General features: G+C 74.9%; 21 protein-coding genes. 8 read left to right on the forward strand and 13 right to left on the reverse strand.

Annotation, left to right across the window (positions count from 1 at the left end):
* Positions 1-6 precede the first annotated feature (6 nt).
* Entirely contained in the window at positions 7-279 is a 273-nt protein-coding gene (locus DSM104329_RS22685; RefSeq protein WP_259312132.1) for a glutaredoxin family protein, read from the reverse strand.
* Complete coding sequence (locus DSM104329_RS22690; RefSeq protein WP_259312133.1) at positions 276-1337, reverse strand: NAD-dependent epimerase/dehydratase family protein; 1062 nt, start codon at positions 1335-1337, stop codon at positions 276-278. Before DSM104329_RS22690 ends, DSM104329_RS22685 begins: the two co-directional genes overlap by 4 nt.
* Positions 1338-1389: 52 nt before the next feature.
* Between DSM104329_RS22690 and DSM104329_RS22695 the strand changes: the two genes are divergently transcribed.
* From DSM104329_RS22695 to DSM104329_RS22705, 3 genes are all read left to right on the forward strand, one after another.
* Entirely contained in the window at positions 1390-2238 is an 849-nt protein-coding gene (locus DSM104329_RS22695) for a DegV family protein (RefSeq protein ID WP_259312134.1), read from the forward strand.
* Between the two features lie 253 nt (positions 2239-2491).
* Complete coding sequence (locus DSM104329_RS22700; protein WP_259312135.1) at positions 2492-2797, forward strand: DUF4242 domain-containing protein; 306 nt, start codon at positions 2492-2494, stop codon at positions 2795-2797.
* A 32-nt stretch (positions 2798-2829) separates the two neighbouring features.
* Positions 2830-5727: a helix-turn-helix transcriptional regulator gene (locus DSM104329_RS22705; RefSeq protein ID WP_259312136.1), complete on the forward strand. Its 2898-nt coding sequence runs from the start codon at positions 2830-2832 to the stop codon at positions 5725-5727.
* Between the two features lie 76 nt (positions 5728-5803).
* Here the strand turns inward: DSM104329_RS22705 and DSM104329_RS22710 are convergent, their stop codons facing one another.
* From DSM104329_RS22710 to DSM104329_RS22730, 5 genes are all read right to left on the reverse strand, one after another.
* Complete coding sequence (locus DSM104329_RS22710) at positions 5804-6052, reverse strand: DUF3618 domain-containing protein (protein ID WP_259312137.1); 249 nt, start codon at positions 6050-6052, stop codon at positions 5804-5806.
* Positions 6052-6459: a phage holin family protein gene (locus DSM104329_RS22715; RefSeq protein ID WP_259312138.1), complete on the reverse strand. Its 408-nt coding sequence runs from the start codon at positions 6457-6459 to the stop codon at positions 6052-6054. Before DSM104329_RS22715 ends, DSM104329_RS22710 begins: the two co-directional genes overlap by 1 nt.
* A gap of 193 nt (positions 6460-6652) precedes the next feature.
* Entirely contained in the window at positions 6653-6787 is a 135-nt protein-coding gene (locus tag DSM104329_RS22720) for a hypothetical protein (protein WP_259312139.1), read from the reverse strand.
* A complete protein-coding gene (locus tag DSM104329_RS22725) occupies positions 6784-7413 on the reverse strand; it encodes a TetR/AcrR family transcriptional regulator (protein ID WP_259312140.1) in 630 nt (209 codons plus the stop codon). The genes DSM104329_RS22720 and DSM104329_RS22725 overlap by 4 nt, the downstream gene beginning before the upstream one ends.
* Positions 7413-8225, reverse strand: a complete 813-nt coding sequence (locus tag DSM104329_RS22730; RefSeq protein WP_259312141.1) for a carbon-nitrogen hydrolase family protein — start codon at positions 8223-8225, stop codon at positions 7413-7415. The genes DSM104329_RS22725 and DSM104329_RS22730 overlap by 1 nt, the downstream gene beginning before the upstream one ends.
* Before the next feature lie 55 nt (positions 8226-8280).
* On the opposite strand from DSM104329_RS22730, the gene DSM104329_RS22735 reads away from it, so the two are divergent.
* Positions 8281-9123, forward strand: a complete 843-nt coding sequence (locus DSM104329_RS22735) for a DUF2804 domain-containing protein (RefSeq protein WP_259312142.1) — start codon at positions 8281-8283, stop codon at positions 9121-9123.
* Here the strand turns inward: DSM104329_RS22735 and DSM104329_RS22740 are convergent, their stop codons facing one another.
* Positions 9124-10521 (reverse strand): NCS2 family permease, encoded by a 1398-nt coding sequence (locus DSM104329_RS22740; protein ID WP_259312143.1) that lies wholly within the window; start codon positions 10519-10521, stop codon positions 9124-9126.
* Between the two features lie 65 nt (positions 10522-10586).
* Between DSM104329_RS22740 and DSM104329_RS22745 the strand changes: the two genes are divergently transcribed.
* On the forward strand, positions 10587-11129 hold the full coding sequence (locus tag DSM104329_RS22745; RefSeq protein ID WP_259312144.1) for a GNAT family N-acetyltransferase: 543 nt from the start codon (positions 10587-10589) through the stop codon (positions 11127-11129).
* Positions 11126-12016 carry an LLM class flavin-dependent oxidoreductase gene (locus DSM104329_RS22750; protein WP_259312145.1) on the forward strand — a complete coding sequence of 297 codons (891 nt, stop codon included), beginning with the start codon at positions 11126-11128 and terminating at the stop codon, positions 12014-12016. The genes DSM104329_RS22745 and DSM104329_RS22750 overlap by 4 nt, the downstream gene beginning before the upstream one ends.
* A gap of 33 nt (positions 12017-12049) precedes the next feature.
* Here the strand turns inward: DSM104329_RS22750 and DSM104329_RS22755 are convergent, their stop codons facing one another.
* Complete coding sequence (locus DSM104329_RS22755; RefSeq protein WP_259312146.1) at positions 12050-12271, reverse strand: PLD nuclease N-terminal domain-containing protein; 222 nt, start codon at positions 12269-12271, stop codon at positions 12050-12052.
* Between the two features lie 48 nt (positions 12272-12319).
* Between DSM104329_RS22755 and DSM104329_RS22760 the strand changes: the two genes are divergently transcribed.
* Positions 12320-12886, forward strand: coding sequence for a YbhB/YbcL family Raf kinase inhibitor-like protein (locus tag DSM104329_RS22760; protein WP_259312147.1), 567 nt, complete (start codon positions 12320-12322; stop codon positions 12884-12886).
* A 72-nt stretch (positions 12887-12958) separates the two neighbouring features.
* On the opposite strand, the gene DSM104329_RS22765 is transcribed toward DSM104329_RS22760, so the two are convergent.
* Genes DSM104329_RS22765 through DSM104329_RS22780 form a run of 4 tightly spaced genes read right to left on the reverse strand, consistent with a single transcriptional unit; the run spans position 12959 to position 15652 of the window.
* Entirely contained in the window at positions 12959-13537 is a 579-nt protein-coding gene (locus DSM104329_RS22765) for a hypothetical protein (protein WP_259312148.1), read from the reverse strand.
* A gap of 42 nt (positions 13538-13579) precedes the next feature.
* On the reverse strand, positions 13580-14341 hold the full coding sequence (locus DSM104329_RS22770) for an XdhC family protein (RefSeq protein WP_259312149.1): 762 nt from the start codon (positions 14339-14341) through the stop codon (positions 13580-13582).
* A complete protein-coding gene (locus DSM104329_RS22775; RefSeq protein WP_259312150.1) occupies positions 14338-14652 on the reverse strand; it encodes an XdhC family protein in 315 nt (104 codons plus the stop codon). The genes DSM104329_RS22770 and DSM104329_RS22775 overlap by 4 nt, the downstream gene beginning before the upstream one ends.
* 40 nt (positions 14653-14692) lie before the next feature.
* The gene (locus DSM104329_RS22780) at positions 14693-15652 is read right to left on the reverse strand and encodes a LysR family transcriptional regulator (RefSeq protein WP_259316250.1); all 960 of its coding nucleotides are present in this window, start codon (positions 15650-15652) and stop codon (positions 14693-14695) included.
* 105 nt (positions 15653-15757) lie between these two features.
* On the opposite strand from DSM104329_RS22780, the gene DSM104329_RS22785 reads away from it, so the two are divergent.
* Complete coding sequence (locus tag DSM104329_RS22785) at positions 15758-16630, forward strand: FAD binding domain-containing protein (protein WP_259312151.1); 873 nt, start codon at positions 15758-15760, stop codon at positions 16628-16630.

Raw genomic sequence — 16630 nt, forward strand, 5'->3', positions numbered from 1 at the left:
GCGAACCTACCGGGGCGACGCGGGCTGCGCGGCGCTCGCCCGTCCGCGCAGGTGCTCGACGATCCGCCGCGAGTCGCAGATCGGCTCGCCGTCGATCACGAGCAGCGGCACGACGCGCTGCCCGGAGAGGCGCTCGATCTCGTCGCGCCCGGCCCGGCGCATCGGCACGCGGACCTCGTCGAACGCGACGCCGGTCCGCCGCAGCTCGCGCGCGACGCGCCCGCACGCGCAGAGGCGGTCCGTCGGCGCCGGGCAGCGGTACAGCGTCGCCGCGCTCACGGCACGAGGCGCCCGAGGAGGCTTCCGGTCTGGTGGACGGCGCCGCCGGCCAGCCGCAGCGCGAGCGGCTGGCGGGTGCCCGGGAGCCGCATGAGCTCGGGCTCGCGCTCGCGGTACCAGTCGATCGTCGCCTGCAGCGTGTCCTCGTGGTGCGACGGCTTCCAGCCCAGCTCGCGGTGGGCCTTGTTGGACCGGAACGCCCACCACTGCGCGGACGCGCGCACCTCGTCGACGGTCACGGGCGGGCGCCCGGGGAGCGCCTCCGCCGCCCGGGCCAGGGCGACCGCGGCCGGCAGCGGCAGCTTGAGCGCCGGCGGCTCGATCCCGGAGAGCCGCCCGAGGTCGGCGAAGAGGCGGTCGAGCGTGAAGTTGCGGTTGCCGAGGATGTAGCGCTCGCCGGGGACGCCGCGCTCGTCGGCGAGCAGATGCCCGCGGGCGACGTCCTGGGCATCGACGACGTTCAGGGCGCCGTCGACGTAGGCGGGCAGCTCGCGGCGCAGGAACCGGCGCACGAGCTCGGTCGACGAGCGGTTCACATCCCCGCGGCCGAAGACGTGGGCCGGGTTGACGATGACGACGGGCAGCCCGTGGGCGGCCAGCCGCAGCGCCTCGACCTCCGCCTCGCGCTTGGCGCGCGCGTACGGGATCGTCGCCGCGACGGCCGGAAACGGCTGGCGCTCGTCGGCCGTCGACCCGCGCGCCGCCGGGCCGACCGCGGCCACCGAGGACGTGTAGACGACGCGCTCGACCCCCGCCCGCAGCGCCTCCTCGAGGACGATGCGCGTCGTGTCGACGTTCGCGCGCCAGAGCCGGTCGGGCGCGGCGCGCAGGCTCGTGAGCCCAGCGACGTGGAAGACGCGGTCGACGCCGCGCATGCAGCGGCGCACCGCGGCGCGGTCGAGCAGGTCGGCCGTGACGACCTTTCCGTCAAGGGCGATGAGGTTGTCGCGGCGCGTCGTGTGGCGCGCGACGATGCGCAGATCGTCGCCGCGCTCGGCGAGCAGCCGCGCCACATGTGAGCCCACGAGCCCCGCTCCACCGGTCACCAGCGTCGTCACGGACCCGGACGATAAGGGCTCTCACCGGGATAGGCCCTAAGGTGGGGCGCGCATGTCCGGGGTCGCCGTCGTCACCGACACCACGCACTACCTGCCGGCCGGCGTCGTGTCGGCGTACGGCATCCATCAGGTCTCCCTGTACGTCAACTGGCCCGACAGCCAGGAGCGCGAGATCGACCTGCCGTCGTTCGACGCCTTCTACGACCGGCTGCGCGCCGCGCGCCAGCTGCCGACGACGTCGCAGCCGTCGGTCGGCGACTTCCTCGCCGTCTACGAGCCGTTGCTCGACGCCGGCCGCGACATCGTCTCGATCCACATCTCCGGCGGCATCTCGGGAACCGTGGAGTCCGCGCGCCAGGCGGCCGCCCAGCTCGGCGACCGGGTGCGGGTCATCGACTCCGCCACGGCGTGCGGCGGGCTGGGGCTCATGGCGATGGCCGCGGCGAAGGCCGCCCGCGAAGGCGGCGACCTCGACGTCTGCGCCGCCCGGGCCCAGGAGACGCGCGACGGCCTCACCCTGTGGTTCGCGGTCGACACGCTCGAGTTCCTCGTGCGGGGCGGGCGCATCGGACGCGCGGCGGGGATGGTCGGCACCGCGCTGAAGGTCAAGCCGATCCTCAGCGTCGAGTCCGAGATCACGCCGGTCGAGCGCGTGCGCACGTCCGCGCGCGCCGTCGCGCGCATGGTCGAGCTGCTGCGCTCCCTGCACGCCGACGGCACGGACGGCTGGGTCGTCCAGCACGTCCAGGCCCCCGAGCAGGCGGCCAAGCTCGTCGAGGCCGGTCGCGAGATCTTCGGCACGGAGCCGGTGATCGTGTCCGAGATCGGCCCGGTCATCGGCGCGCACGTCGGCCCCGGGCTCATCGGGGCCGGCGCCGTGCCGCGCGCGCTCGTGCAGTAGGCGCGGCGGCAAAGTACGGCAATACCGCCGTAGCGCGGGCTCCCGGTCGGGCGTAGCTTGGCCGACGTGATGACCGTGGCCACCGATATCCGCGTCGTGGTCCACCAGCACCGCTTCGTCTCCCAGCGAGCGCTCGACCCGCCGACACGTACGGCGTCGTGAGCGTCTCCGTCCGGGCGACCAAGGACGCCGGCAGGGCCTGACGCCCGGCCGCGCGCCGCCGGACCCACCCCCCACCCGAAGGAGCAGCGCCATGCAGCTGTACGCCATCCGTCGCCGCAACGCGTGGAAGACCCCCGAGGAGCTCAAGGCCACGGCCGAGCGCTCGGCCGCCGAGGGCGACAAGACCCCGGACCAGGTGCGCTGGATCCGCTCGTACGTCGTCGCAGAGGACGACGGGACGCTCGGCACCGTCTGCATCTACCAGGCCGCCAGCCCCGAGGCGATCCGCGACCACGCCCGTCGCACGGGCATGCCGGCGGACGAGATCACCCCGGTCGCCGACACCGTGATCGTGCGTCCCGACCCCGAGCCGGCCGTCGCCGGCGCGAGTTCCTGATCAAGGCCGGCCGCGCGGCGTAGAGTCGCTCCATGAGCGGCCCGGGAGCCCTGGTCGGACGCGAGGCGGAGTGCGGCCGACTCCGCGCCGTGCTGCGACGCGCCCGTGAGGGCTCCGGCACGCTCGTGCTGATCTCCGGCGAGGCCGGGGTCGGCAAGACCCGCCTCGTCGACGCGGCCGTCACCCGGGCCTGCCTGTCCGTCCTGCGCGGTGCGGCGGCCCAGGGCGGCACCGCCCCCTACGGCCCGCTCGTGGGCGCCCTGCGCGCCTACATGCGGGCCGTTCCCGGGGGGCTCGACGGCTGCGGCCCGCTGCGCGGGCATCTCGCGTTGCTGCTGCCCGAGCTCGGTCCGCCCGCCGGCGGAGGCGACCGCGCGACGCTGTTCGAGGCGGTCCGCTGCGCCCTGGCCGAGATCGCCCGCCACGAGCCGGCCGTCGTCGTGCTCGACGACCTGCACTGGTCCGACGAGGCGACGCTCGAGCTGCTCGCCGCCCTCGGCCCGGCGCTCGAGGAGCTGCCGCTCGTCGTCGTCGGGATCTACCGCTCGGACGAGCTCGCCCGGACCAACCCCCTCCGGCGCCTGCGCGCCGAGCTGCGCCGCTCGGCCGCGATCGACGAGCTCGCCCTCGATCTGCTCGACGCGGACGACGGCGCCGCGCTCGCCACCCAGGTGCTCGACGCGCCGCTGTCGCCCGCGCTCGCGGCCACGATCCACGATCGCGCGCAGGGCCTGCCGTTCTTCGTCGAGGAGCTCGCCGGCGCGCTGCACGCCGGCGGCCTGCTGCACCAGGGGCCCGACGGCCTCATGCTCTCCGGCGACGCTGACCTCCCCGTGCCGGCCACGGTGCGCGACGCCGTGCTGATGCGCTCGTCGTCGCTGTCGGGCGAGGCGCGCGCGGCGGCCGAGGCGGCGGCCGTCGCAGGCGAGCACTTCGACCTCGAGCTGGTCGCGCAGCTGTCGAGCGAGGACGGCGTCACGGAGCTGCTCGAGAGCGCCCTGGTGCGCGAGCAGGGGCCGGCGACCGGCGCCTTCCGCCACGCGCTCGCCCGGGACGCGCTCTACGCCGACGTCGCCTGGTCGCGCCGGCGCGCACTGCACCGGCTGCTGGCCGAGCGCCTCCAGGCGACCGGCGGCGCGGACCTCGAGGTCGCGCGCCATTGGCTCGGCGCGCACGAGGAGGATTGCGCCCGCAAGGCGCTGCTGCGCGCCGCCGAGTCCTCCTCGCGCGCCCACGCCTACCGCGACAGCGCCGCCCTTCTGCAGCAGGCTCTCGAGCTCTGGCCCAACGGCGATGCGGGCGAGGGCGCCGGGCGCCTCGGCGCGCTCGAGCGCTACGCCGGCTGCGCCGAGCTCGCCGGCGACCTCGCCGAGGCGGCCCGGGCCTGGCGCGAGGCGGTGACCCTGCGCCGCAGCGAGGTCGCCGAGCCGACCGCGGCGCTCGGCGAGGCCGAGGGCCGGCTCGCCCAGGTCCACGGCCTGCGCGGCGAGCGCCCGGCGGCGATCGCCGCCGGCGTCGCCGCGGCCGGGACGTTCGCCGGCGCCGGCCTGCCGGCCGAGGCGGCCGACCAGCGGCTGCGCGCCGCCGGCCACCTGTCGAGCGCCGGCAACCACGCCGACGCGATCGCGCTCACGCGCGCCGCCGCCGAGGAGGCGCGCCGCGCCGGACGCGTCGACCTGCAGGCCCGCGCCATGGGCCTCGAGGGCGCCGCGCTCGCCAAGCGCGGGGCGTTCGCGGTCGGGCTCGACGTCACCCGGCGTGGGCTGTCGCTCGCGCTCGAGCACGAGCTCAACGCGGTGGCCGCCGACGTCTATCAGCGGCTCGGCACCGTGTTCGAGACCGCGGCCGACTACGAGGGCGCGCGCGACGCGCTGTCGAGCGCCATCGGGCTCTGCGAGGCCGGCGGCCCGACGAACCAGGAGCAGGTCTGCATGGGCTGCCTGGCCTACGTGCTGCGCGAGCTCGGCGACTGGGACCAGGCCGCGGACCTGTGCCGCGACCTCATCGCCCGGCACCCGTCCGACGGCGTGCGCGTCGTGGCCGAGGGCATGCTCGGATCGATCCTCGCCTTCCGCGGCGACGGGCGCGCGGCCCGGCCCCTGCTCGACTCCGCGCTCTCCATCGCACGCCGGCTCGGGGTCATCTCGGTCGCCACCGACAGCCTCGGGGCGCTGATCATCCTCGGCGACGCCGAGCCGGGCGATGACGCGAACGGCGCCGCGGGGGCATGGACCTCGCTCGCCGACGAGCTGCTGGACCGCTGGCAGGCCAGCCAGGACCGCCACTACGCCACGTGGGCCCTGCGGGTCGCGGCCGGTTCGGCGGCGGCGCGGGGCGACGGCGCCCGGGCGCGGGCGTGCGCGGATGCGCTGGCCCGCATCGCCGATGACAGCGAGCACACCGACGCGCTCGCCGCGCTGGCCTGCGCCCTGGGCGAGCTGGCCCTGCTCGACGGCGACGCCGTCACCGCCGCCGCGCAGCTCGGCCGCGCGCTCGAGCTGCACGCGGACCTCGACATCCCGTTCGAGCGGGCGCAGATCGCCCTGCGGGCCGGCATGGCCGCGGCGCAGGCCGGCGAGCGGGAGCTCGCGGTCGCGCGACTGACCGAGGCCCACCGCGTCGCCCGCCGCCTCGGCGCGCGGCCGCTGGCGCTCGCGGCCACCCAGGCGCTCGCCGAGCTCGGCGAGTCGGTCCAGCGCCGGCTCGGCCGCCGCGCGGCCGCCGAGCACGAGGGTGCCGGGCTCACACGCCGGGAGGCCGAGGTCATGCGCCTCGTCGCGCTCGGCCGCACGAACCGCGAGATCGCGGCCGAGCTGTTCCTCAGCCCGCGCACGGTCGACATGCACGTGCGCAGCATCCTGGCCAAGCTCGGCGTCCGGTCGCGCGTCGAGGCGACGACGCGCGCCCACGCGCTGGGCCTGGTCGCCTGAGTCGATCCGGGCGATCGGCGTCCGGGCCCTCCCAGAGGGCCCTGATCGCCAGACGCGAGCTGACGCGGGGCCGGCGCTAGCGGTTGCCGCGCCGGCGCGTGATGATCGCCAGCCCGCCGCCGATGACGAACCCGGCGACGGCGGCGCCGATCAGCACCTGCTTCTTGTGCGCCTCGATCTGCCGGCGCCAGTCGGTGGCGACCGTCACCTCGGCGCGCAGCTGGGCGATCGCCTCGCCGAGCTGCATGCGGTTGGACTCGATCGAGGCACGGATCTCCTGCGGCGTGCGCTGGCCTGACGCGATCTGACGGGGTGCGGGCGACATCAGCCGGAGACCGTCTCCTTGATCTTCTGCGCCTCTTCGATGGCGAGGTCCGGCGTGGGCGGTGCGCCGGCCTTGAACAGCTTGGAGGCGAGCCACCCGGCGATCCCGCCGACGATGAACAACAGCCCGGCGACCAGGAAGAAGCCCCAGAAGAACTGCGTGCCGCCCGCGGGCAGCGCCCACCAGGCCAGCCACGCGAACCCGTTGAGCAGGATCGACAGCCCGAAGATCGCGAAGATCGCCGCCGCGGCGCCGATCGCCGCGCCCTTGGCGAGCTTCTGGGCCTTCGCGGTGACCTCGGCCTTGGCGAGCTCGATCTCCTCGCGCACCAGCACCTGGGCGCGGTCGCTGATCTCCTGGATCGCCGCGGAGATCTGCTGCGGGCTGCCGGTGGGCTCAGGGGACAATGCGCTTGAGGATCAGGGCGGCCAGAAGGCCGCCGGCGAACGCGGCGCCGACCTGGACCTCAGGTCGCTCGGCCGGCGATGGCGATGAAGACGAGGGCGACGCCGAGACGGAGCCGCCGGCGGTCGCCGGGCCGGACCCCGCCAGGGGCGGAGGAGCAGCGCTCGTCGGAGTGTGGAGCTGGTCGGTGCTCACTTACTCGGGCGGGTCTTCCCCGAACATGCGCCGCCAAATCAGCGTCGCCGCCTTCGTGGTGGCGATGGAGGCGAGCGCGCCGAGCCCTGCAAGCAGGCCGGCCCACGTCAGGCGCTTGACGACATCGTTGCTCATGTGGCGCGAAGTCCTATCACGTCGAGGCCGTCGCAGATGGTGTCGATGATCTGCGTCTTCGCCGCTTCGACGTCCTCGGGCGACTGCGGCAGCAGCGCGAAGATCCATCCGGTGAGCACCTGCTCGATGGTGCCGTAGAAGGCGAGCGCGGCGAAATCGGGCGTCACGTCGGAGCGCAGCTCGCCCGCCTCCTGCGCCTTCGCGACCACCTCGGCGATGAGCGCGTAGGCCTCGCGGATCTTGCTCAGGTGCGTCCGGCCGAACGAGTTCGCCGCGCGCGTCACCTCGACCACGATGACCTTCATCACGTCGGGATCGTGGCGGTAGGAGTCGACGATGAACGACGCGATCGCGTGCAGCTTGTCGCGCGCGCTGCCCTCCCCCGCGTCGACCTCCGCGATCACGTGCAGCAGGACGTTCCAGCGCTCGAGGAAGACGGTGTCGAGGATCTCGTCCTTGCTCGAGAAGTAGTGGTAGACGAGCCCGTACGCGACGCCCGCCTCGTCCGCGATGTCGGAGACGCGGCACGCGTGGAAGCCCTGGCGGGCGAAGACGCGGACCGCCGCGTCGAGGATCTGGCGGCGCTTGTCGGCGGCTGCCTGGCTGCGGCTGGTCGTCGACGCCATCAGGCCTGCGCCTCGACCAGCCGGGCGTTGGCGAGCGACGGCAGCTCGCGGCGGATGCGCGCCTGTGCCTCGAGATCGAGGTCGGCGGCGACGTGGCCCACGCGGTCGGGCGCCGTGGCCAGCACGAGCCCCCACGGATCGACGATGAGCGACCGTCCGCCCGAGCGCATGCCGCCCGGGTGCGAGCCGATCTGGTTGGCGGCGACGACGAACGCCTGCTCCTCGATCGCGCGGGCGCGGACGAGGACCTCCCAGTGGTCGCGCGTCGTCGCCAGCGTGAACGCGGCGGGCACGAGCAGGATGCGCGCGCCGCGCATGGCGAGTTCACGGTAGAGCTCGGGGAACCGCAGGTCGTAGCAGATGGACATCCCGAGTTGGACGCCGCCGGCGGTGGCCGAGGTGACGATCTCGTCGCCCGGCTCCTCGGCCGCCGACTCGCGGTACTCGGTGCCGTCGACGACCACGTCGAACATGTGGATCTTGCGGTAGGCCGCCTTGATCTCGCCGTCCGGCCCGATGTGCAGCGAGGTGTTGCGCAGCTTCTCCCTGCCGTCGACGCGCTCGGAGATCGAGCCGGCGACGAGGTCGACGCCGAGCTCGCGGGCGATGTCGCGCGCCCACGTGACGACCGGCCCGTCGAGCGGCTCGGCGGCGGCGCGCAGGTCGTCGGGCGTGCCGAGCGCCATCCACTTCTCGGGCAGGACGATCAGCTCGGCCCCGCCGGCCGCGGCGGCGCGCACGTGCTCGTCGGCCGCGCGGACGTTGGCGGCGACGTCGGCTGTCGCGTTCAGCTGGACTGCGGCGGCCCTCAATCCGTGCTCCCTCGTCGACTCGTTGACTGGCGAGTCAACGATACCGTTCGCGCGGATGCTTCCCTGGCGCACCGAGGATCATTCATCCGCCCGCCCGGTCGACCTCGGCAACCTCCCGGCGCGGCGCGAGGGGCGGGCGCTCAAGCGGTGGCGGTACGTCGGCGTGTTCGGCCCGGAGCGGATGCTGTGCGTGGGGCTCGCCCACGTCGGCGGGGTGCCTCAGGCCTGGTGGGCGGTGTGGGATCGCGGCGCCGGCTCCCTGCGCGAGCGCACGATCTTCGCCCGCCCGCGCGCGATCGTCCGGTTCGGCCACGGCCCCGGCCGCGTGACGGTGCGCGACCGCGACGTCCGCATCGACCTCGAGCTCGACGAGGGGCGCGGCGTCGAGACCGTCTGCCCCCATGGCGGCGGCACCGGCTGGATCTGGACCCGAAAGCAGGCCGGGATCGCCGCGCGCGGCAGCGTGCGGCTCGGCGAGCGCGCGTTCGCGGTCGACGGCCTCGCGGTGGTCGACGACACCGCCGGCTACCACGCCCGCCACACCGCCTGGCGCTGGTCGGCGGGGGTCGGCCGCACCGCCGACGGGCAGGTCGCGGGCTGGAACCTCGTCAGCGGCGTCAACGACCCGCCGCACGACAGCGAGCGCACCGTGTGGCTGGACGGCGCCCCGCGCGAGGCCGGTCCGTGCACCTTCGCCGACGACCTCTCGGCGGTCCGCACCGCCGACGGCGGCGACCTCGCGTTCCGCGCCGAGGCGACCCGCGAGCGCCACGACGAGCTGCTCCTCGTGCGCAGCGACTACCGCCAGCCGTTCGGCACGTTCTCCGGCGTCCTGCCGGGCGGCGCGGGGCTCGCGGAGGGCTTCGGGGTCATGGAGGACCATCGCGCCCGCTGGTGATCAGAACACGTTGACCCGCAGCCAGCTGTCGGCGTAGTAGGCGAGGAACAGCGGCACGAGGATCCACATGAGCGGGTGGATCTCGCGGACGCGGCCGCGTCCGACCATCGCGATGATGTAGCCGAGGACGCCGAAGCCGATGCCGGCGGCGATCGAGAAGGTGAGCGGGATCCCGGCGATGATGAGGAACGCCGGCAGCGCGTCCTCCGGCTGGGACCAGTCGATGTTCTGGACGAGCCGCATCATCAGGTAGCCGACCATGACGAGGGCGGGCGCCACCGCCGGGGTGACGGTCGAGTCGCCGGCGTACGGCACCGACTGGCCGACGACGGCGATGAGCGGCACGAAGAAGATCGTCAGGAGGAAAAGGCCGCCGGTGACGAGGTTCGCGAAGCCGGTGCGCGCGCCCTCCGCCACCCCGGCCCCGGACTCGACGTACGTCGTCACGCTCGAGACGCCCATCGCCCCGCCGACGGCCGCGGACGCCGAGTCGACGAGCAGGACGTTGCGGATCTGCGGCAGGTCGCCCTCCTCGTCGGTGAGGCCGCCGGCGGTGCCGACCGCGACCGCCGTGCCGATCGTGTCGAAGAAGTCGGTCATGAACAGCGCGAAGATCGTCGGCACGAGCGCCCACGTCAGCGCGTCGCCGAGGCTGCTCGGCTTGAGCGCGTCGCCGATCGTGTCGAAGCCCGCGGCGCCGGGCCACTCGGCGACGGCGCTCGGCCCGTCGAGCACCCCGAAGATCAGGCCGAGCGCCGTCGACGTCGCGATGCCGAACAGGATCGACCCGCGGATGTCGCGCACCGCCGTCACCGCCGCCACCGCGATGCCCGCGAGGGCGATGAGCGCCGGCCCGGACGTGAGGTCGCCGAGCGCCACGCCGGTCGCCGGGTCGTTGACGACGATGCCGCCGTCGCGCAGGCCGACGAACGTGATGAACAGCCCGATGCCGACGCCGATCGACAACTTGATCGAGTTCGGCACCGCCCGCACGACCGCCTCACGCAGGCCGGCGAGCACGAGCACGAAGGCGATGACGCCCTCGATCACGACGCACGCCATGCCGACCGGCCATCCGACCTTCTGGCCGAGGATGATGTCGAACGCGACGATCGCGTTGATGCCGAGCCCGGAGGCGAGCGCGAGGGGGTAGTTCGAGATGAGCCCCATCGCGATCGTGCAGATGCCGGCCGCGAGCGCGGTGGCGACGGCGACGCCCGCGAACGGCACGCCGGCCTGGCTCAGGATCGCCGGGTTGACGAACACGATGTACGACATCGTCAGGAAGGTCGACAGGCCGCCCAGGGCCTCGACGCGCGGGCTCGAGCCTCGCTCGCCGATGCGAAACCGCCGCTCCATGAGCGAGCCGCGCGACGAGGATGCGGTGACGTCGGACATTGCGCGATCACCGTACGAGCGCCACCGGTCGGTTGCGCCCGTGGCACTCTTGGACTCGGTACGTGATGCCCCTCCGGCTGCCCCTCCACACCGATCGGCTCGAGATCCGCCCGTTCGTGCTCGCCGATCAGGCGGCGATGCAGGCGATCTACGACGACCCGGAGGTGATGCGCCACATCACCGGCGGCGGCGATCCGCGCGGGTGGGTCGCGACCTACGTGCGCGACCAGCGCGAGCGCGGCTTCACGTTCTGGGCGGTGATCGAGCGTGCCACGGGCGAGATGATCGGCGAGGCCGGCATCGCCCCGTTCGACAGCGGCTCGCGCCTCGAGCTCGGCTACCTGCTGCGCCGCGACCGCTGGGGCGTGGGCCTGGCGACCGAGGCGGCGCGCGCGATCCTCGACGCGGCGTTCGACGACCTGGGCGCGCCGGAGGTGATGGCGGTGGTCGACGAGGGCAACGGCGCGTCGCTGAACGTCCTGCACAAGCTCGGCTTCCGCGACGTGGGACGGCGCACGCGCGAAGGGGTCCGCCAGCACGTGCTGCGGATACGGCCGGCCGATCGACGGCGCGCACGCGCCGGCGATGAACGAGAGGGGACGCGATGACCGCTGGGACGCCGGAACTGGGCGTGTTCGTCACGCCGGAGGCCGCCACCTACCCCGACGTCGTGCGCCAGGTGCAGGCCGCCGAGCGCGGCGGACTGGAGCTCGTCGGCATCCAGGACCACCCGTATCAGCGGCGCTTCCTGGACACGTTCACGCTGATCGCCGACCTGCTCGCCCGGACCGAGCGGGTCCGGGTCTTCCCCGACGTCGCGAACCTGCCGCTGCGCCCGCCCCCTGTCCTGGCGAAGACGGCCGCGTCGCTCGACGTGATGAGCGGCGGCCGGTTCGAGCTCGGCCTCGGCGCCGGCGGCTTCTGGGACGCCATCGCCGCGATGGGCGGGCCGCGGCGCACCCCGGGCGAGTCGGTCGAGGCGCTCGAGGAGGCGATCGCGATCCTCCGCGCGTCCTGGAGCGGCGAGCGCTCCGTGCGCTTCGCCGGCCGCCACTACGCGGTCGACGGCTGGCATCCCGGTCCGCCCCCGGCGCACCCGATCGGGATCTGGATCGGCGCCTACGGACCCCGGATGCTGCGGCTGACGGGCCGGCTCGGCGACGGATGGCTGCCGTCGCTGCCGTACGCGCCGCCGGAGCGCATCCCGGAGATGCAGCGGCGCATCGACGACGCGGCGGCGAGCGCGGGACGCGACCCGGGCGCCATCCGGCGGATCCTCAACGTGGGCGGCGAGATCACGGGCGGACCGGCGACGGAGCTGCTGCAGGGCCCGCCGGACCACTGGATCGAGGCCCTCACCGGGTTCGTGCTCGAGCTCGGCTTCGACGGGCTCGCGTTCTGGCCGACGGGCGGCGGCGACGACCTGGGCCAGATCGAGCGGTTCGCGGCCGAGGTGGCACCGGGCGTGCGGGAGGCGGTCGCGCGCGGCGGCTGAACCGAGCGGCGGGCTGCGGAGCGTCGCGGAGCGTCAGCGCCGGCGACCGAACGCAAAGTAGGCGATCGGGCCGACGTAGTTGACGAACGACAGCGCGGCCCAGAGCCGCTTGTCGCCGTTGACCTCGTCCGCGGGCCGGCGGCGCAGGTCGACGAGCGCGGCGACGAGCAGGGCGATCTGGACGACGCCGGCCGCGAGGATCCCCGTACGCCGGCCCGGGCTGAGGTCGCTCCATCGCTGCTTGGGCGCAGGCACGTCGCGCACCCTACCTGCGCGCCGGACTCGCGGGGTAGGCTCGGCTCGGTGCCTCGCGGCCGGTCAGCCGTCGCGACAGCCGCGGTGGCGGCGGGCATCGCGCTGGCCGCGCCGGGCTGCGGGGGCAGCGACGGCACCGTGACCGGCCCGGCCCCGGCTGCACGCGATCGCATGCAGCTGACGAGCCCGGCGTTCATCGATGGCGGGAGCATCCCTCCGCGCTTCACCTGCAACGGCAGCGGCGTCTCGCCGCCGCTGGACTGGCGCGGGACCCCGGACGGCGCAAGGTCGCTCGCGCTGCTCGTCGAGGACGCCGACGCATCCGGCGGGACCTTCGTGCACTGGACGGTGTGGGACCTGGCGCCGAAGGTGCGCGGCGTGCTGTCGGGATCGGTGCCGGCGGGCGCCCGGGAGGGCGAGAACTCGGCCGGAGACAAGGCCTACGCTGCCCCGTGCCCGCCCAAGGGCGACGCCGCGCATCACTACCGGTTCTCGGTCTACGCGCTGCGCGAACCGCTCGGGCTCGACCAGGGCGCCCCGGCGCAGGACGTGCGCGACGCGATCGCTCAGCAGGCGATCGCGCGCGGCCGCCTGACGGGCCGCTTCGAGCGCTGATCCCACCGGCCGTCGATTCGGCGGCCCCGCAGGCGGGGAACGCGACGCTGGCGTGCGCCGAAGCGGCGCGGCCTACGGGAAGTCGCGGCTCTGGGCCACGCCGCCCTTCGTCCACTGGATCGTCGTGCCGACCGCCTTCACCGACTCTGGCGGGATGTCGCCTGTGTCGAGGACGACGTCGCCCGTGGCGTTCACCGCGTGCAGGCCGTCCGCGACGAGGTAGCCGGCCGTGCCGGTGCGAGTCAGGGCGAAAGCGGTGACGCCGAGGGCGCGCGTTGCGGCGCGCCGGCCCGTGCGCAGGTCGACGACCTCGACGTGGCCTGATCCGGTGACGTCCGGCGGGCAGTCCGCCTTGCACGCCGGCGTCTCGGCGAACACGTACGCGGCGAACCGTCCGGCGAGCGCGACCGCGTCGACGCTCGAGTAGATGTCGTCCGGCGTCGCGAGCCGGCGCGTCTTGCCGCGCGGGCGCAGACAGCCGATGTAGGCACCGGTGCTCTCGCGGATGAAGACGACCGCGCGCGCCGTCTTCTGTACGACCGGGGCTCCCTTCGGCGGGCAGCGCGGCGCGCGCTTGGCGCCGGCGGCGGGGACGCCGGCGACCAGGCCGGCCAGGGCGAGGGCGGCGAGCGCCGGTGCGAGTCTCCTCATGGGCCGACTCTAGTCGGGCCGCGGAGAAGTGCCCGAGGAAAGTCAGCCGACCTCGTGGATGCGGCCGCGGGCGTCGATCAGCCGGCCGCCGGTGCGCCCGTGGCGCAGCGCCACGATCTCGGCGATCACCGACAACGCCGTCTCCTGCGGGCTCAGCGCGCCGAGATCGAGCCCGATCGGGGCCGCCAGGCGCGCCAGCTCGTCGTCGGTGATGCCCTGCGCGAGCAGCCGCTCGCGGCGCTTCTCCTGGGCCCGACGGCTGCCCATCGCGCCGATGTAGCCCGCCGGCGACCGCAGCGCCACGGTCAGCGCGGCGTCGTCGAGCTTCGGGTCATGGGTCAGCACGCAGATCGCCGTCGCACGGTCGATGCCGCCGACCCGCGCGAACGCCTCGTCCGGCCACCCCGCCACGACGTCCTCGGCTGTCGGGAACCGCTCGCGCGTGGCGAACCGGCTGCGCGGGTCGCACACGTACGGCCGCCATCCGACCGCGCGCGCCACCGTGCACAGCGCCGCCGCGAGGTCCACCGCGCCGAACATGATCAGCCGGGGCGGCGGCGCGGTGACGTCGACGAAGAGCCTGCGCTCGCCCGACTCGACAAGCTCGCTGCGCTCGGCCCACATGCGCTCCTCGGCCGCGGCCACCGCGAAGGCGTCGAGCTCGGGGTCGCCGAGCGTCCCCTCCTGGGTGCCGTCGGCGCCGAGCAGGAGGCGGCCGCCGATGCCCTCCCCCTCGACGACCGTGACCAGCGCGCCGCGACCGCCCTCACGCGCCAGCGCGGCGAACCGGCCCTGGAGGCTCATGGCTCGTAGCGCTCCACCCACACGGAGATCTCGCCGCCGCACGGCAGCCCGACGTCCCAGGCCTCCTCGTCGGCGATCCCGAAGTGCAGCAACTGCGGCTCGCCGCCGGCGAGCACGTCCTCGGCGATCGTCACGACCGCACCCTCGACGCAGCCGCCCGACACGCCGCCGGACACCTCGCCGCGCGCGTTGACCGCCATCTTCGTCCCGGCCGGACGCGGCGCCGAGCGCCGGGTCTCGACCACCGTGGCCAGCGCGACGGAATCTCCCCGCGCCACCCAGGCATCGACATCTGCGAGCACGTCTTGCATGTCACAAGTGGTACCAGACCCGCGCCGTGGCGCTCAAGCGTCAGGACCAGAGCGTGACGTAGACCGACGGCCGCACCCGGTCGGCGGGCACCCCCGCGTCGCCGGCCAGCATCGCCTGATTGGCTTCCGGGGTCGTGACGAACCGCCGCAGCGCCCACGCCCCGGGCGAGCGCCGGTCGGCCGCCAGCGTGCTCGCGTACCAGAGCCCGTCGATCGGCGTGCCGGTCACGTCGAGCCGGACGAGCCCGCCACGGCGCAGCTCGTCGCGCACGGCGTGGGCGACCGCCAGCATCACGCCCTGCCCGGCCACCGCCGCGTCGAGCGCCGCCGCCTCCGAGGCGAACGCGCCCACCCCTGCCGTGCCGATCCGCGCCCGCGCCAGGAACCGCCCCGTCGCCGTCGCCGGGCCCGCGCCGTCCGGCCCGACCAGCCAGCGCTCGCCGGCCAGCGCCGACGCCGCCAGCCCGCGGCGGGCCGCCAGCACGTGGCCCGGCGCCGCCACCACGACGAGCCGGTAGCGCAGGAACGCGACCGCGTCGACGCCCGGCGCGTCCTCGCCGCCCGGCCGCGGGCCGAGCGTCACGTCCGCGCGCCGGTCGAGCAGGATCTGCCCCAGGCGCTCCTCGGGCTCGACCCCGAGCGCCACCTCGACGTTCGGCTGGCGGCGCATGAACGCCGCGAGCAGCGGCCCCGCCACCGACTCGGCGACCACGCCCGTGGCGGCCACGCGCAGCAGCGAGCGCTCGCCCTGGGTCGCGCGGATCTCCCGCCGCGCCTGGTCCATGAGCCCGAGCATCTCCGCGGCCGCCGCGGCCAGCCGCCGGCCGCCGGCCGTGAGCTGCACCCCGCCGCCGCCGCGCACGAACAGCTCGTCGCCGAGGTCCTTGCGCAGCGCGGCCACCGCCCCGGACACCGCGGGCTCCGAGACGCCGAGCGCCTGCGCGGCCGCCTTGACCGAGCCCAGCCGGGCCACGGTCACGAACGACTCGAGCTCACGCATCGTCACGGCACGCCGGCCTCTCCTAAGCGATCGCCTAATCCGGTCTTGACGAACTGACAGTACGCCAGTTCCATCGCCGTAAGGAGAGAGCAAGGAGGGTGAGCCATGCAGGTCCCTGCCCCGTTCGAGTACGAGCGGGCCTCAAGCGTGGAGGACGCGCTGGCGCTGCTCGAGCGCCTCGGTCCCGACGCGCGCGTCATCGCCGGCGGCCACAGCCTGCTGCCGATGATGAAGCTGCGTCTCGCGGCGCCCGAGCACCTCGTCGACATCAACGACCTGCGCGAGCTCGACTACATCTCCGACGAGGGCGGCGAGGTGCGCGTCGGCGCGATGACCCGCCACCGCGCCCTGCTGGAGTCGGCGCTGCTCGGCGAGCGCTTCCCGATCATCCACGACGCCGAGCGCGTCATCGCCGACCCGCTCGTGCGCAACCGCGGCACGATCGGCGGCGCGCTGTGCCAGGCCGACCCGTCCGAGGACCTGTCGGCGGTCTGCGCCGCGCTCGGCGCGAGCGTCGTCGTCCGCGGCCGCGACGGCGAGCGCGTGCTCGACATGGTCGAGTTCCACCGCGGCCCCTACGAGACGGCGGTCGCCGACGGCGAGCTGCTCGTCGAGGTGCGCATCCCGGCCCATGAGCACGCCGGCAGCGCCTACGAGAAGGTCGAGCGGCGTGCGGGCGACTGGGCGGTGGCCGCCGCCGGCGCCGCGCTGCGCATGGACGGCGGCACGATCGCCGAGGCGGGGATCGCGCTGAGCGCCGTGGGCGCGAGCGTCACGTCCGAGCGGGCGGTGGCGTCGCTGCGCGGCGCGACCGCCTCCGAGGAGGCGTTCGCCGAGGCGGGCCGCCTCGCGGCGGAGGACTGCTCGCCGACCGAGGACCAGCGCGGCGACGTGGCCTACAAGCGCCACCTCGCCCAGGAGCTGACGACCCGTGCCCTGCGCCGCGCCGCGGGCCGGGCACTGCGACAGGAGGCCTGA

This window comes from Capillimicrobium parvum (assembly GCF_021172045.1).
GTDB classification, from domain to species: domain Bacteria; phylum Actinomycetota; class Thermoleophilia; order Solirubrobacterales; family Solirubrobacteraceae; genus Capillimicrobium; species Capillimicrobium parvum.

What these genes read in the sequence shown, in the direction of transcription:
- DSM104329_RS22695 (WP_259312134.1), top strand. Translation starts at nt 1,390, where the DNA reads ATGTCCGGGGTCGCCGTCGTCACCGACACCACGCACTACCTGCCGGCC.
- DSM104329_RS22700 (WP_259312135.1), top strand. Translation starts at nt 2,492, where the DNA reads ATGCAGCTGTACGCCATCCGTCGCCGCAACGCGTGGAAGACCCCCGAG.
- DSM104329_RS22705 (WP_259312136.1), top strand. Translation starts at nt 2,830, where the DNA reads ATGAGCGGCCCGGGAGCCCTGGTCGGACGCGAGGCGGAGTGCGGCCGA.
- DSM104329_RS22710 (WP_259312137.1), bottom strand. Translation starts at nt 6,052, where the DNA reads ATGTCGCCCGCACCCCGTCAGATCGCGTCAGGCCAGCGCACGCCGCAG.
- DSM104329_RS22720 (WP_259312139.1), bottom strand. Translation starts at nt 6,787, where the DNA reads ATGAGCAACGATGTCGTCAAGCGCCTGACGTGGGCCGGCCTGCTTGCA.
- DSM104329_RS22725 (WP_259312140.1), bottom strand. Translation starts at nt 7,413, where the DNA reads ATGGCGTCGACGACCAGCCGCAGCCAGGCAGCCGCCGACAAGCGCCGC.
- DSM104329_RS22735 (WP_259312142.1), top strand. Translation starts at nt 8,281, where the DNA reads ATGCTTCCCTGGCGCACCGAGGATCATTCATCCGCCCGCCCGGTCGAC.
- DSM104329_RS22740 (WP_259312143.1), bottom strand. Translation starts at nt 10,521, where the DNA reads ATGTCCGACGTCACCGCATCCTCGTCGCGCGGCTCGCTCATGGAGCGG.
- DSM104329_RS22745 (WP_259312144.1), top strand. Translation starts at nt 10,587, where the DNA reads ATGCCCCTCCGGCTGCCCCTCCACACCGATCGGCTCGAGATCCGCCCG.
- DSM104329_RS22750 (WP_259312145.1), top strand. Translation starts at nt 11,126, where the DNA reads ATGACCGCTGGGACGCCGGAACTGGGCGTGTTCGTCACGCCGGAGGCC.
- DSM104329_RS22765 (WP_259312148.1), bottom strand. Translation starts at nt 13,537, where the DNA reads ATGAGGAGACTCGCACCGGCGCTCGCCGCCCTCGCCCTGGCCGGCCTG.
- DSM104329_RS22770 (WP_259312149.1), bottom strand. Translation starts at nt 14,341, where the DNA reads ATGAGCCTCCAGGGCCGGTTCGCCGCGCTGGCGCGTGAGGGCGGTCGC.
- DSM104329_RS22775 (WP_259312150.1), bottom strand. Translation starts at nt 14,652, where the DNA reads ATGCAAGACGTGCTCGCAGATGTCGATGCCTGGGTGGCGCGGGGAGAT.
- DSM104329_RS22780 (WP_259316250.1), bottom strand. Translation starts at nt 15,652, where the DNA reads ATGCGTGAGCTCGAGTCGTTCGTGACCGTGGCCCGGCTGGGCTCGGTC.
- DSM104329_RS22785 (WP_259312151.1), top strand. Translation starts at nt 15,758, where the DNA reads ATGCAGGTCCCTGCCCCGTTCGAGTACGAGCGGGCCTCAAGCGTGGAG.